The 14,231-nt window shown below is 61.3% G+C and carries 13 protein-coding genes; 5 read left to right on the top strand and 8 right to left on the bottom strand.

Translation table 11 applies throughout. The features are described 5' to 3' along the window. Positions 1-2,143: 2,143 nt before the first annotated feature. The 8 genes from ACVWY0_RS16395 to rpmH form a co-directional block, all read right to left on the bottom strand. Entirely contained in the window at positions 2,144-3,343 is a 1,200-nt protein-coding gene (locus tag ACVWY0_RS16395) for a ParB/RepB/Spo0J family partition protein (protein WP_485837615.1), read from the bottom strand. A gap of 66 nt (positions 3,344-3,409) precedes the next feature. Then, a complete protein-coding gene (locus ACVWY0_RS16390; RefSeq protein ID WP_485837614.1) occupies positions 3,410-4,483 on the bottom strand; it encodes a ParA family protein in 1,074 nt (357 codons plus the stop codon). A gap of 86 nt (positions 4,484-4,569) precedes the next feature. After that, positions 4,570-5,220, bottom strand: coding sequence for a 16S rRNA (guanine(527)-N(7))-methyltransferase RsmG (rsmG, locus tag ACVWY0_RS16385; protein WP_485837613.1), 651 nt, complete (start codon positions 5,218-5,220; stop codon positions 4,570-4,572). A 20-nt stretch (positions 5,221-5,240) separates the two neighbouring features. Beyond that, complete coding sequence (locus ACVWY0_RS16380) at positions 5,241-5,807, bottom strand: Jag family protein (protein WP_485837612.1); 567 nt, start codon at positions 5,805-5,807, stop codon at positions 5,241-5,243. Beyond that, a complete protein-coding gene (gene yidC, locus ACVWY0_RS16375; protein WP_485837611.1) occupies positions 5,807-6,781 on the bottom strand; it encodes a membrane protein insertase YidC in 975 nt (324 codons plus the stop codon). Before yidC ends, ACVWY0_RS16380 begins: the two co-directional genes overlap by 1 nt. Positions 6,782-6,797: 16 nt before the next feature. Continuing rightward, on the bottom strand, positions 6,798-7,193 hold the full coding sequence (gene yidD, locus ACVWY0_RS16370) for a membrane protein insertion efficiency factor YidD (protein WP_485837610.1): 396 nt from the start codon (positions 7,191-7,193) through the stop codon (positions 6,798-6,800). Further along, positions 7,186-7,596, bottom strand: a complete 411-nt coding sequence (rnpA, locus tag ACVWY0_RS16365) for a ribonuclease P protein component (protein ID WP_056342732.1) — start codon at positions 7,594-7,596, stop codon at positions 7,186-7,188. Before rnpA ends, yidD begins: the two co-directional genes overlap by 8 nt. Before the next feature lie 40 nt (positions 7,597-7,636). Beyond that, positions 7,637-7,774, bottom strand: a complete 138-nt coding sequence (gene rpmH / locus ACVWY0_RS16360; protein ID WP_003800212.1) for a 50S ribosomal protein L34 — start codon at positions 7,772-7,774, stop codon at positions 7,637-7,639. Positions 7,775-8,242: 468 nt separating this feature from the next. On the opposite strand from rpmH, the gene dnaA reads away from it, so the two are divergent. The 5 genes from dnaA to ACVWY0_RS16335 all read left to right on the top strand — a co-directional run bounded on the left by dnaA (position 8,243) and on the right by ACVWY0_RS16335 (position 14,102). Further along, positions 8,243-9,664, top strand: a complete 1,422-nt coding sequence (gene dnaA / locus ACVWY0_RS16355; protein ID WP_485837609.1) for a chromosomal replication initiator protein DnaA — start codon at positions 8,243-8,245, stop codon at positions 9,662-9,664. A 527-nt stretch (positions 9,665-10,191) separates the two neighbouring features. Beyond that, positions 10,192-11,316 carry a DNA polymerase III subunit beta gene (gene dnaN, locus ACVWY0_RS16350; RefSeq protein ID WP_485837608.1) on the top strand — a complete coding sequence of 375 codons (1,125 nt, stop codon included), beginning with the start codon at positions 10,192-10,194 and terminating at the stop codon, positions 11,314-11,316. Between the two features lie 103 nt (positions 11,317-11,419). Next, positions 11,420-12,304, top strand: a complete 885-nt coding sequence (gene gnd / locus ACVWY0_RS16345; RefSeq protein ID WP_485837607.1) for a phosphogluconate dehydrogenase (NAD(+)-dependent, decarboxylating) — start codon at positions 11,420-11,422, stop codon at positions 12,302-12,304. A gap of 45 nt (positions 12,305-12,349) precedes the next feature. Then, on the top strand, positions 12,350-13,552 hold the full coding sequence (recF, locus tag ACVWY0_RS16340) for a DNA replication/repair protein RecF (protein ID WP_485837606.1): 1,203 nt from the start codon (positions 12,350-12,352) through the stop codon (positions 13,550-13,552). Then, positions 13,545-14,102: a DciA family protein gene (locus ACVWY0_RS16335; protein WP_485837605.1), complete on the top strand. Its 558-nt coding sequence runs from the start codon at positions 13,545-13,547 to the stop codon at positions 14,100-14,102. Before recF ends, ACVWY0_RS16335 begins: the two co-directional genes overlap by 8 nt. Positions 14,103-14,231 lie beyond the last annotated feature (129 nt).

Raw genomic sequence — 14,231 nt, 5'->3', positions numbered from 1 at the left:
TAATCTTTCGGGCATTCACTTTTCCTTAAACCAGGCTGCTGTCCGCCCGGCTAAAGCTGATTCTTCTTCGGCCGGGCCATGATCTGACGTGGTTGCAATTGTGGTCGCTACCCGTCGGGTCCGAACCTTTCCGAACAGTCCTGTCTGTCCCAAACTGCTGCATGGAAAAGACGACTCGGCTTCCACCAATCCTTCGTCTCCCGGACACTCCGAGACTTGGCCTGTTCTGTGCACCCCGCGGTCACGTCCTAGAGGGGCGAAGCCAAGTCGCGGAGCTGGTCCAGAGACGCACTATGGCGAGCTACTCAGCGTCATGCTGTGACGTTTTGGAGTGTCGCAGCCCTGCCCAGGGTGGTGGTTCCGGATGAGGCAGCAGGCGACCCTATTGGCCAAGCCAGGGGATCGAGGCGCCCTGCAGATTCGATTCCGTCGACTTCGCATCTCCACAGACTATTTGACGAAAGGCCCCGTTGGGGGCCGAGGCCGTACCTGCCTGCCTGCCTGCCTGCCTCAGCCGATGCTACCTATGCGCCGGCGTGAGGCCAGCAGCCCGGCCCTAGCCCGAACATTCTGAGGTGCCTCAACCTCAGGCATCGACACTGGCTTGCCAGCTCAAAAGTCCTCGGATGCGCCAGGAAGCTATCTGTTCAGTCTAACTGCCCGGCGGGTGGAACTCAGGCGTCAGGGTTCGGGCCACACGGACGGGACATGCTGGACCCCGGCCATGGTTCTCCGCTGGATACTAACCCTCTGGACGGCTTCCCAAGGTCCCAGAGCTCTGGGCGGGCATGCGCTGGGTCAGCAGGATGTAGCCAGTCGCGGGTCGTCACTGTCGGCCGGGGGATTGGGGGCAGCATCATCCTCGAGGCGTGAAGAGGCCATCCTAGGCTATAAGCCGTCAACTCCAAGGTCTGTGAATTGTCTCTGTTCCCGCGGCGATCGAGATGTGAGGGCGCCTGGGCTGCATGTCTACAATCCGAGTCGCAGCCCGCTTGCCGGCGCCGTGAGGGCGTCGGGGTGTCGGGGTGTCTGGGCCATGGAGTGATACCAGGCACAGTGCGCTGGACTCGTCACGATGTTTCACGTGAAACCATTTGGAAGACGACTGGGCGCAGGCCGAGCCTGCTCAGTAGTCTCGGCTACCCTCACGAAGCTTAGTGCACTGCTCCTGTAGGAGTGTTTCTGCCCCGGCTTTGGCTGCGGGCGCAGCCCCTCGGATGCTGCAAAGCCGAATTCACTTCACCGCAGCCGCAGCCGTAGATCAGGTGGCGCGCTGGCGACATCACGCGCCGAGAGCTTTAGACCATACCAACTTCATGTTTGTTCTCGATGGCGCCACCGCCTAGATCCGGCACTTACCCTGTTGATGTTCCACGTGAAACATCACCCGGGAGGCGCCTTCCCATCTGAACCTGACGTTGCCGAACCCGGATGTTGCCGAAACCAGATTGAAGGTCAGAATACTATCTGGCAACAGGTCCGGGGGAGACGTCCACCCAGACGCATCCCCGTAGTCAACGAGCCAGCCGGAAGCTGAGGCCAGCACCTGCACGCGTACGTGCGCTGCACACCAGCTCCCTGGGACAGAACGGAGCAAGAGCAACGAACACGGTGTTCCCGGCGCTTGGCAGGATGAGCACCGCACTGACTGATTGGAATTGTGCGAATCGACGCATTCTTCACTGCTTCGGAGCAACGGAATCCATTGCGTGTTCAGCATCACGAGTCGCATCGGAGTGTCCAGCGATCCGTCGAATCCTCCACTCCTGCCTGATCGCCGTCCCGAGAGTTCGCGGCTCCGCCATCTCCATCGCCCTCAGTGCCCACCTCTTGTGCGTCAGCAAACCCGAAGCCACAGAAGTCCACCGCTGCCGTGGGAACACAAGCAGAGACGCCAGTCGTTGGAAGAGTCCAGTCTTTAGAGGAGTCCAAAGCAGCAGACAGTGCCAAACTCGCGTCCCACAACGGAACTATTTCATCGGGCCCAGAGTGGTACGCCATGCGAACCGCTGGCTCGATCCCGGGGCGCGTCACAACCACGATGGCCACGCCAGTATCAGCTCCGGAGTGCAAAGATGGCGTCGACACAGACGAAAGAAGGGCCTGTTTCACGTGAAACAGGCCCTTCTTTGAACAGAGAACGCTAGTTTTCAGATCCTGGCGCAAGAACTTCCATGATGCGGTTCAGGTCTTCAACACTGGCGAATTCAATGCTGACACGCCCCTTGCGGACACCCAGGGAAATCTTGACGTTGGTGTCCAAGCGGTCTGACAGCGAGGATGCCAGATAGTCCAGGCGCTCATGGCGGGCTCCCGGACGAGGGATGTTGTTCTTGGCAGGCTTCGCAGGATCCTGATATAGAGTGACGGCCTCTTCGGTTGCCCGAACAGACATGCCTTCAGCCACGATCTTCTGGGCGAGGCGTTCCATGGCTGCTGCATCCGGCAGGGCGAGCAGCGCGCGCGCGTGGCCAGCGGAAATAACACTGGCCGCCACACGACGCTGAACCAGGGGCGGAAGTTTGAGGAGACGCAGCGTGTTGGAAACCTGGGGACGTGAACGGCCAATGCGGTCCGCAAGCTGCTCGTGAGTGGTTCCGAAGTCTTCAAGCAACTGCTGGTAGGCCGCTGCCTCTTCAAGCGGGTTCAACTGGCTGCGATGCAGGTTCTCCAGCAATGCATCCCTGAGAAGGTCATCATCAGTGGTGTCCCGGACAATGGCAGGGATGGTCGCCATCCCGGCCGCCTGTACTGCCCTCCAGCGACGCTCACCCATCACCAGCTCGTACGGTTCTCCACCTTCTTCGGTTGAAGTACGAACCACAATTGGCTGGAGGACGCCAATTTCGCGCACGGAGTGGATGAGCTCCGCCATGTCATCGTCATCGAAGACTGAGCGGGGCTGTTTACGGTTCGGATGGATGTCGGTGACCGGAATCTCGGCAAAACGCACGCCCGGGACTTCCACGAGGTCAACACCGTTATCCGGCGTACTGCTCTGGGATTCAGGCGCCTTGGCGGGAGCTTCTGCGGCCGGCAGCTTCTCTGCTGCCTTGGCCGGCGGATTCGCGGGGGAGTCCGCGGCTGCTTTCTTCGTTACCGATGCGTCGTTGGCCTGAGCCGGCGCAACCGACTCGGAAGCAACCGACTCGGAAGATGAAGCATCTGAAGCTGCCCCACCATTCCCCGAAGCGTCGTCAGGGGACGCGACTTTCTTACGGCCTTCAGGGAAGAAGAGATCCACAGGCCGCGACACAGCGCCGCCGTTGCCCGACGCACTACCGGCGGAACTTGGAATGAGTGCGCCAAGACCGCGGCCTAGGCCACGTCGCTTTTCGCTCATGGATAAATCCCTCCGATGGAAGAGTCAGACCTTGCCGGACTCCGGTTGTTGCAGTTCTTGAAGATTCTAGCGTTCAGCGATTTCGGCTGCGGCTTCCAGGTAAGACAGGGCTCCACTGGAGGAAGGATCGTACGTCATGACGGTTTGCTGGTAGCTCGGAGCTTCTGAAATCCGCACGGAGCGGGGGACTACAGCACCAAGGACCTGCTCGGGGAAGTGCAGGCGAACTTCAGCTGCCACCTGGGCTGCAAGGTTGGTCCGTCCGTCATACATCGTGAGGAGAATAGTGGAGACCACCAGATCCGCATTCAGGTGCTTCTGGATCATCTCAATGTTCTTGAGGAGCTGACTGAGGCCCTCCAGTGCGTAGTACTCACACTGGATGGGGATAAGGACCTCACCGGCAGCACAGAAGGCATTAACCGTGAGCAACCCGAGGCTGGGCGGGCAGTCAATGAAGATATAATCGAGTCGTTCTTCGCCGTTCTTTGCCCGGGTCTTGGCATAGACATCGATCGCCCGGCGGAGCCGCTGTTCACGGGCCACAAGCGAAACAAGCTCAATCTCCGCGCCGGCCAAGTGAATGGTGGCAGGAGCACAGATAAGGTTGCTGATGTCCGGGCAGGGGGCCACGACGTCAGCAAGAGGGAAATCGTTGATGAGGACGTCGTAGATGCTGTCCACATCGGCATGGTGCTCGACGCCGAGGGCGGTGGAGGCGTTGCCCTGGGGATCGATGTCAATGACCAGGACGTTCAGGCCGGCTGCGGCCAGGGCAGCAGCGATGTTCACGGTGGTGGTGGTCTTGCCCACGCCGCCTTTTTGGTTGGACACCGTGAAGATACGGGTCTTCTCCGGCTTGGGAAGTTTCCGGCCAACCAGCCGTTCGCGGCGCCTGGTCTCGTGCGCGAGTTCCCGGGCGATAGGACTGGAATCGTCCATGGTGTCCATGACGTTGATCCTGCCACCCGTTGTTGTTTCACGTGAAACAGAGGCAAGAATTGCCATTTCCGCAACCGGATTAGGGTGACTTTCCCCTCGTCCGGGCGCGGAACCCATGCCCATGCCAGCAACTGATCGTGCTGACCCCAAAGACACAAACGGGGGTATCCGTTGTGTGGAGGCTTCGCTACTGGTCACTGGGACACACTCACTCTCGTTCGGCTTTTGCTGCCGTTGTCTAGCCTAACCGCTTCGCCCTGCAGACCAAGGCTACCGGGCCAGGACTAGGAGATCTTTCGGGACTTGTTAACGACGATCCGTACCACCGTGGTGGGTTCCTCCAGGAGGTTTTCACCGACAGTCACTACAGAGGTCTGGACGCCACCGAGTTTCCGGATGACCTTCGCTGCTTTTTCGATTTCCTCGCCTGCGCTGCGTCCCTTAATGGCCACAACTTCACCCTTGCCGGCGAGCAAGGGGATGGTCAGGCCGGCGAGGTTGCTCAGCGCGGAAACAGCCCGGGCAGTCACAACATCAGCGTCCACCATGCCAACTGCAAGCTCCGCGCGGGTCCGCATCACCGTGACGTTTGTCAGGCCGAGATCGTCCACCACTTCCTGGAGCCAGATCACCCGGCGTTCCAGCGGTTCGATCAGTGTCAGTTGAAGGTCCGGCCGCGCGATGGCGAGGCAGAGTCCGGGAAGACCGGCCCCGCTTCCGACGTCGGCAACATGGCTGCCGTGCGCGATCTCGCTTTCGATGACGGCACAGTTAAGGACGTGCCGGCCCCACAACCGTGGGATCTCGCGCGGCCCGATCAGCCCGCGTTCCGTTCCGGACGTGGCCAGGTGCTCTACGTAGCGTTTGGCCAGATCCAGGCGGTCACCGAAAATCTTCTCGGCCGCCAGCAGTTCTGCTGCCGTGATATCAACCATGATTAGCGGTTCAGCATTCTCTAGTCTGCGGATACAACGATGTGACGCCCGGCGCCTTCGCCCTCGGACTCGCTAACGAGGCCAAGGTCAGCGACGGCGTCGTGCACGATTTTGCGTTCGTAGGCACTCATCGGCTCCAGTGCCACGGCTTTGCCGGACTCCTTGACTGAAGCTACCGCCTCCTCGGCAATCTTCTGGAGGTGGCCGGCGCGCTGCTGACGGTAGCCGTTGATGTCCAGCACCAGGCGTGAGCGGTTCTCCGTTGCGGAGAGGACAGAAAGCCGGGTCAGTTCCTGAAGGGCTTCCAGGACTTCGCCGTCTTCGCCGACGAGGCTGTCGAGACCATCGGTTTCGTCCTCGGCAACGATGGAAATGTACGTGCGGCCGTTCCGGACTTCGATGTCAATGTCGCCGTCGATGTCAGCGATATCAAGGAGTTCCTCCAGGTAATCGGCAGCAACGTCGCCTTCCTCCTCGAGGCGGCTGGCAGCGGATCCCTTGGGGGAAGCATCGGCGTCAGTCGCTGATTCGTCCTGATCGTCGATGATCTCGTCGGAAAGGGCGCGTTCGGTGCTTTCGGCTGACATTACTTTTTCTTCCTGTTCTTACGCTGGGGCTGGACGCGCTGTGCCTTGTGCTCGATGACCGCAGCTGCGGCCGCTGCCTCCGCTTCGGCGTCGACCTTCTTCCCGCCCAGAATGGGCAGGGCCGGCAGGCCCTTGGCAGCCCTGCGCTCGGCGAGGGCCTTGGCGGCGGGGGATCCCGGAGTCGGCATGCGGCGGATGACAAAGAACTGCTGCGCCATGGTCCAAAGGTTGGTGGTGGTCCAGTAGATCAGGACGCCGATGGGGAAGTTGATGCCGCCCACACCGAAGACGACCGGCAGGATGTACAGCATCATCTTCTGCTGGCGCATGAACGGGCTGGCCATGGCCTCTTCAGACATGTTCTTGGCCATGATCTGCTTCTGCGTGATGAACTGCGAGGCCGTCATGGCCAGGATCATCAGAATCGAGAGGACATACACGGCAACCGCATTGCCCTCAGGGTTATGCAGCAGCGTTGCAGACAGCGGCGCCCCGAAGATGGTGGACTCATCGAACTGCACCACCTGGTCGTGGCTCATCGCCCCGATCCCAAGGCCCTTGTCACGGGCCGTGCTGATGCCGGACAGAACCTGGAAGAGCGCGAAGAAGAACGGCATCTGGATCAGCATGGGCAAGCAGGCAGAGAACGGGTTGGTTCCGTGCTTCTTGTACATGGCCATCTGTTCCTGCGCCATTGCCTGGCGGGAGAGCTGGTCAGTCTTGCCCTTGTACTTGTCCTGGAGTTTCTTCAGGTCCGGCTGGAGCAGCTGCATGCCACGCTGCGCCTTGATCTGCTTGACGAATACGGGGATCAGGGCGGCACGGATCACCAGCACCAGCCCGATGATGGACAGCGTCCACGTCCAGCCTGAAGCCTCAGGCAGCCCGATGCTGCTCAGGCCCTCGTGGAAGCCCACCATGATGATGGAAACCAGCCACTTGAACGGAAACATGATTGTTTCAAAGAAGTCCATACGATATCCCTATTCGTCAGGCCGCAAGGCGGCCTTCTCCATCAGTCTGAGCAGCCAGGTACTTGTCCGGGTTGTTCAGCACAACAATTGTGGGGGTCCGGTGATCGGGCCAGTGGCGGTGGCCGGCGGGGACATGGTCCACACCACCGGCATTCCACGGATGGCAGCGCACGAGGCGACGGGCCGCAAGCCAGCTGCCCTTCATTGCCCCATGGACAGTGATCGCCTCAAGGGCGTACGCCGAGCAGGAAGGAAAGAAACGGCAGACCTGGCCATACAAGGGAGAAATCACCTTGCGGTAGGCCATCAGCAGCAGAATAAGAATGTTTCTGGGCAGGTTCCAGAGGAAGGTACCCACGGCGGCAGCAACAGGATGAAGGTAGTGGACGACGGCGGCAGTTACCTTACGCACGCTGTGTCCCTTCCTGTGTTGTACCGGTTGAACCGTTTACAGCAGCCCGCGGAAGGCGGCTGCCCAACCGGCTCATTGTTGATTCCAGTGCGGCATTGTAGTCCGCCAGCAGTTGATCCCAGCTGGCGGCAGCGGACGCAGGCAGCGCCCGGACCACTATGGCGAACCCGGTACCGTACTCGCGCAGCGAGGCAGCACCGGCTTCTCTCAGTCTCCTCTTAACGAGGTTCCTGACCACAGCGTTCCCGACACCTTTGGAAACGATGAACCCGATCCGGCTGGGTTCGTCGGCAGCAATAGCTGCCGCATATAACACTACGTTCCGGCGTCCATTGCGGACACCGGAGCGTACAGTTGTTGAAAAATCGGTTGCAGTCCTCAAACGGTTACGGGTGGCCAGCACCTTAAACTCGCAAAGAAAAGTTAACCGACGAGTCAGTTATCTAGGCCGACAGTTCGGTGCGGCCCTTGCCACGACGGGCTGCCAGGATGGCACGGCCGGCACGGGTACGCATACGAAGGCGGAAGCCGTGCTTCTTGGCTCGACGGCGGTTATTCGGCTGAAAAGTCCGCTTGCTCACGTTAGTTACTCCAGTGGATCAAAGGTGCGCCCACCCGATCAATAAAAGGGGAAGAACTGGCCGACGCTAAGTTTTGTAAATGCACGCTTCCCCCGGCTGCTCAAACGCGGTGCGTCAGAGAGATTCAGAAGGGGCCAAAAAGCGTACACAAAGGACTTCACAACGTTAGGGCAAAACGCCTGCCAGAGTCAAACCGAGGTACCCCTGGTCGCTGTCCCCGGCTGTGGTTAACCTGGCCCCACAGCCTGTGGATGAAGTGGCTCACAAGGCCTGTTTTCGAACCACAACGGTGTAATTATCCACAAGCTACTTCCCAGCTATCTTCTGGCCTTTTGTTCCCCTAGAGTGGCTCAGTAGCCGATTATCCACGGACTGTGCATAACCCTGTGGATGAAGCTGAACCAGCATCCTGGTTCGGGACTTGGGGCTGCACGTAATGCAGGCACGCAAGTTTTGAGGAACTGATTGATGACAGTAGACGAAGCCAACCACGCCAATACTGTCGGAAGTTCCTGGCGTCGAGTTGTTAGCCTGCTCGAGCAGGACGACCGCGTTTCACCACGGCAGCGGGGCTTTGTCATCCTGGCGCAGGCCCAGGGCCTGATCGGATCCACCCTCCTGGTGGCCGTTCCCAACGAACTGACCCGTGAAGTCCTTCAGACGCAGGTCAAGGACGCCCTGGATGACGCCCTGCATAACGTTTTCTCCGAGGACATCCGCTGCGCGATCGACGTGGACACCGATCTGGTGCCGCTCCACACGGAGCCGGAACCCGTCGTCGAACCTTCCTACTCGCCGGACCAGCTGATCGAACAGAAGCCGCAGCCGATGCTGCCGAGCACTTCCCACGAGTTCGGCCGGCTGAACCCCAAGTACGTCTTCGATACTTTTGTGATCGGTTCGTCCAACCGATTTGCCCACGCAGCTGCCGTGGCGGTGGCCGAAGCGCCCGCCAAGGCCTACAACCCGCTGTTCATCTACGGCGATTCCGGACTGGGCAAGACCCACCTCCTGCACGCCATCGGCCACTATGCCCGCCGCCTGTACAGCGGAATCCGGGTCCGGTACGTGAACTCCGAAGAGTTCACCAACGACTTCATCAACTCCATCCGCGACGACGAAGGCGCCAGCTTCAAGACCACGTACCGCAACGTGGACGTGCTGCTGATCGATGACATCCAGTTCCTGGCCGGCAAGGACCGGACGCTGGAGGAGTTCTTCCACACGTTCAACTCCCTGCACAACAACAACAAACAGGTGGTCATCACCTCGGATCTGCCGCCCAAGCAGCTCGCAGGATTCGAGGACCGGATGAAGTCCCGCTTCGAGTGGGGCCTCCTCACCGACATCCAGCCGCCCGAGCTCGAGACCCGCATCGCCATCCTGCGGAAGAAGGCCCTCAGCGAAGGCCTCTCCGCCCCGGACGATGCCCTGGAATACATCGCTTCCAAGATCTCCAGCAATATCCGCGAACTCGAAGGCGCACTGATCCGGGTCACGGCGTTCGCCAGCCTGAACCGCCAGCCGGTCGATGTTGCATTGGCTGAGATGGTCCTGAAGGACCTCATCACGGACGACGGCGCCCAGGAAATCACGTCGAGCCAGATCCTGATCCAGACGGCGGAGTACTTCAAGCTCAGCATGGAGGAACTCTGCAGCAAGTCCCGGACCCGCACGCTGGTGACCGCCCGGCAGATCGCCATGTACCTCTGCCGCGAGCTCACGGACATGTCCCTGCCGAAGATCGGCCAGGAACTCGGCGGCCGCGACCACACCACGGTGATCCACGCAGACCGCAAAATCCGTGAGCTGATGGCTGAGCGTCGTGTGATCTACAACCAGGTCACCGAACTCACCAACAGGATCAAGCAGCAGCAGCGCAACTCCTAAGCCGTCGCCTCTATACCTTATTAACAGGTGCATGTGGATAACCCTGTGGATACTTAAGGGGACAACCGGGCTTAATGGGCTTAAAACCCTTAAGCCGCCTGTGGATCAGCGAAAACCCAAAAATTGTTATCCCCATCCACAGCCTGTTTAAAACCTGCGTCACCCACAATCCATGAACAGGGCTTAACCGCTGGATCCTGCGGCCGGATCGAGTTATCCACAGTATCCACAGCAGTTATTAACACTACTAATCCCAAGAAATTGATTTCCCTCAAATAACAATCTCGATCCGCACCCCGAACCGGCCCAGGCCCAAGGGCCTCCGGACCCCAGGCGTCCTGACCGGGGATGGGTTAATCAGCGGTCTTCCGGCTAAGCTGTCAGCAGCGCTCCCATCCTCGGGTTTCTTTGTGGTTCAGCAATCGAAGAACCATGCAGGTTCCGTTGTTGGGGCGCCACTACTTTTGGGCTCCTGTGGGAGTTTCCGGTTCAGACAAGGCAGCAGCAATGAAAGGCGGCACCCTTCCGTGAAGTTCAGAGTCGAACGGGACGTCCTGGCAGAAGCCGTTACCTGGACAGCCCGGTCGTTGTCTCCGCGGCCGCCGGTTCCAGTGCTGTCGGGCCTGCTCCTGAAGGCTGAAGCCGGCACGGTCAGCCTCTCGAGCTTTGACTACGAGACCTCCGCACGGCTGGAAATCCCTGCGGACATCACCGCCGAGGGAACCATCCTCGTTTCCGGCCGCCTCCTCGCAGACATTTGTCGAAGCCTTCCTTCCGCTCCCGTGGTCGTGGAGACCGATGGCAACAAAGTGACACTGACCTGCCGCCGCAGCAGCTTCCACCTGGCCACCATGCCCGAGGCCGAATACCCGCCGCTGCCTGCGTTGCCCGCCATCAGCGGCACCGTCCCGGGTGACGCATTCGCCCAGGCTGTGTCCCAGGTGATCATTGCGGCCAGCAAGGATGACACGCTCCCCATCCTGACCGGCGTCCGGATGGAGATCGAGGACGACCTCATCACGCTTCTGGCCACCGACCGCTACCGTCTGGCCATGCGCGAAGTGCCGTGGAAGCCCACCACGCCGGGAATTTCCACCAGTGCGCTGGTCAAGGCAAAAACCCTCAACGAAGTGGCTAAGACCCTTGGCAACAGCGGCGACATCAACCTCGCCCTTGCTGACGATGACAGCCGCCTGATCGGTTTCGAAAGCGGCGGCCGCACCACCACGTCGCTGCTCGTCGATGGCGATTACCCCAAGATCCGCTCGCTGTTCCCGGATTCCACTCCCATCCACGCAACTGTCCAGACGCAGGAACTTGTGGAAGCCGTCCGCCGTGTGTCGCTGGTGGCCGAACGCAACACCCCGGTTCGCCTCGCCTTCACCGAAGGACTGCTTCACCTGGACGCCGGCACCGGCGAAGATGCCCAGGCCTCCGAAGAGCTCGAAGCGCAGCTCTCCGGTGACGACATCACCGTCGCCTTCAACCCTCACTACCTGGTGGAAGGCCTGAGCGTCATCGAAACGAAGTACGTCAGGTTCTCCTTCACCACTGCGCCGAAGCCCGCCATGATCACGGCCCAAGCAGATGCCGACGGTGAGGACCAGGACGACTACCGCTACCTGGTCATGCCCGTCCGCCTCCCCAACTAGGTAGCAGAAAACGTCGTTATGGGCGCTCATAACGACACTTAGTGCGACCTAGTTGGGCTGACCCGTTCAGCAACAGCCAACCCCGCGCAGAAAAGAGACCCACGTGCATATTGGACTGATCGGCCTTGGCAAGATGGGTTTCAACATGCGCGAACGCCTGCGCAAGGGCGGCATTGAGGTCACCGGCTTTGACCGCAACCCCGAGGTCACCGATGTTGCCTCCGTGGATGAGCTCATTGCGGCGGTTCCGGCCCCGCGGCTGATCTGGGTTATGGTCCCGTCAGGCGACATCACCGATGCCGTCGTCACCGAACTCGGGGACAAACTCGACCCCGGCGACCTGGTCATCGACGGCGGCAACTCCCGCTTCACCGAGGACCAAAAACATGGTGCCGCGCTGGCTGAGAAGGGGATCCGTTTCGCCGACTGCGGTGTTTCCGGCGGAGTGTGGGGCCTCCAGAACGGGTACGGGCTCATGGCTGGCGGCGACGCTGCCGATATTGAGCGGGCACTGCCGGTTTTTGATGTACTCCGTCCCGAAGGCGAGCGGGTGGACAGCTTTGTCCACGTCGGCGGAATCGGTGCCGGACACTACGCCAAGATGGTCCACAACGGCATCGAATACGGCCTGATGCAGGCGTACGCCGAAGGCTACGAACTGCTGGCCGCCAAGGACATTGTTGACGACCTGCCCGGTACGTTCCGCGCCTGGCAAAAGGGCACCGTGGTCCGGTCCTGGCTGCTGGACCTGATGGTCAAGGCACTGGACGAAGACCCGGGACTGGAATCCATCGATGACTATGTCGAAGACTCGGGTGAGGGACGCTGGACCGTTGAGGAAGCTATCGCCAACGCTGTGCCGGCACCGGCCATTACGGCGGCTCTCTTCGCGCGATTCTCCTCCCGCGAGGAGAATTCGCCCGCCATGAAGATGGTTTCCGCGCTGCGCCACCAGTTCGGCGGGCATGCCACCCGTCCCGCCAAGTAACATCCACCCCGGGACCCGCAGGTTCCGAGAATTGTCGAACACCGCGTGTACCTAGAACACCTTTCGCTCACTGACTTCCGCAGCTACGCCCAGGTTGACCTTCCCCTCGAACCGGGGGTCACCGTACTCGTCGGGGCAAACGGCATCGGCAAAACCAACCTCATGGAGGCCATCGGGTACCTGGCCACCCTCAGCTCGCACAGGGTCAGCTCCGACGCCCCGCTGCTGCGGTTCGGCACGGACCGCGCGCTGGTCCGGGCCCGCCTGGTCCGCGGCGGCCAGACCACGGTCTTGGAACTTGAGATCAACGCCAGCCGCGCCAACAGGGGGCGGATCAACCGCAGCAATCCGGTCCGTGCCAGGGATCTCCTGGGGATCTGCCAGACAGTGCTTTTCGCCCCCGAGGACCTGGCGCTCGTCAAGGGAGATCCGTCCAACCGCCGCCGGTTCCTCGACGAGCTGCTGGTCAGCCTCATGCCCCGGCACTCGGCGACCCGCACGGACTATGACCGGGTCCTGAAGCAGCGCAACGCCCTACTCAAATCCGCCCGGGCCGGAAAATTCACTGCCGGGCACGAGGCCACCCTCGATGTCTGGGACCAGCATATGGCCCGGGCGGGCGCCGAGCTGCTGCACGCGCGGCTGGAACTGGTGGAACTGTTGAGCCCGCACCTGGCCAAGGCGTATGCCCAGCTCACGGATGGGTCCAAGGACGCCAACGCCGTCTACCGGTCCACCCTCCAAAACCTGATGGACGACGACGGCGGCGCGGCACCGGGTGCCGGCGGCGGGTTTTTGGCGGATGGGTCCGCCGCTGCCGAAGACCTCCGGGACCTCACCGTTGAGGATCTCACCGGCCGCTATGTCCAGGCCTTTGCAGCCTCCCGCCGCAAGGAACTTGAGCGCGGAATTTCCCTGATGGGGCCGCACCGGGATGAGCTCGAACTGATCCTCGGCGAAGCGCCCGCCAAGGGGTACGCCTCGCACGGTGAAACCTGGTCGATGTGCCTCTCCCTCCGGCTTGCTTCCTACTACGTCATGCTCGATGATGCGAGGACCGGCGGGTCTGCCCCGATCCTCATCCTCGACGACGTTTTCGCCGAGCTGGATGTGCAGCGGCGGCGTAAACTGGCGGCAATAGTCTCCGGCGCGGAGCAGGTCCTGGTGACCGCCGCCGTCGACGCCGATATCCCGGAGGAACTCTCCGGCCGGCGGGTGAAGGTCATCCCGGGAGGAATCGATGAATAAGGATGAAAAGGGCGGGCTGCAGCCTGGCCGGGATCCTGACAACATCGACGCGCCGCAGGCTGCGCTGAACCGCATGCGTGAGGCCGCGGCCTCACGCGGCGAAATCCGCCGGAAGGCACCCCCCAAGGCCGGCGCCGCCAAGACAAAGGGTGGAATCCGGGATACCCGGGGTTTCAGCCAGTTCCATTCCACCGGCCGTGATCCGCTGGGGCTCGGCAAAGTGGTGGGACGCCTCGTGGCCGAACGTGGCTGGAGCTCGCCGGTAGCGGTGGGTTCGGTCATGGCAGAGTGGGCCACGCTGGTTGGCCCGGAGATTTCAGCGCACTGCACCCCGGAGAGCTTCACCGATACCACCCTTCACGTGCGCTGCGACTCGACGGCCTGGTCCACGCAGCTGCGGCTGCTGAGCAACAGCCTGCTGGAGAAGTTCCGCACGGAACTGGGCGATGGCGTGGTCACCAGCATCCAGGTGCTCGGCCCGTCAGCACCCAGTTGGCGCAAGGGCGGACGTACCGTCAACGGCCGCGGGCCGCGCGATACCTACGGTTAGCCGCCGCCGTCGACTCTTGAATATTCGTCCGGCGGCGTGTAGGGCGGGCTAACGCCCTTGGGGCGTATAGGAACCCGGAGACGGGACCTCGAGGGCGCCCTAGGCGGGGTCAATGGCCTCGCATCGGCA

Source organism: Arthrobacter sp. UYNi723 (assembly GCF_054057635.1).
The sequence above is the reverse complement of the archived record's forward strand: the minus strand, read 5'-3'. Positions and strand labels throughout refer to the sequence as shown.

What these genes read in the sequence shown, in the direction of transcription:
- ACVWY0_RS16395 (WP_485837615.1), bottom strand. Translation starts at nt 3,343, where the DNA reads ATGAGCGAAAAGCGACGTGGCCTAGGCCGCGGTCTTGGCGCACTCATT.
- rsmG (WP_485837613.1), bottom strand. Translation starts at nt 5,220, where the DNA reads ATGGTTGATATCACGGCAGCAGAACTGCTGGCGGCCGAGAAGATTTTC.
- ACVWY0_RS16380 (WP_485837612.1), bottom strand. Translation starts at nt 5,807, where the DNA reads ATGTCAGCCGAAAGCACCGAACGCGCCCTTTCCGACGAGATCATCGAC.
- yidC (WP_485837611.1), bottom strand. Translation starts at nt 6,781, where the DNA reads ATGGACTTCTTTGAAACAATCATGTTTCCGTTCAAGTGGCTGGTTTCC.
- dnaA (WP_485837609.1), top strand. Translation starts at nt 8,243, where the DNA reads ATGACAGTAGACGAAGCCAACCACGCCAATACTGTCGGAAGTTCCTGG.
- ACVWY0_RS16335 (WP_485837605.1), top strand. Translation starts at nt 13,545, where the DNA reads ATGAATAAGGATGAAAAGGGCGGGCTGCAGCCTGGCCGGGATCCTGAC.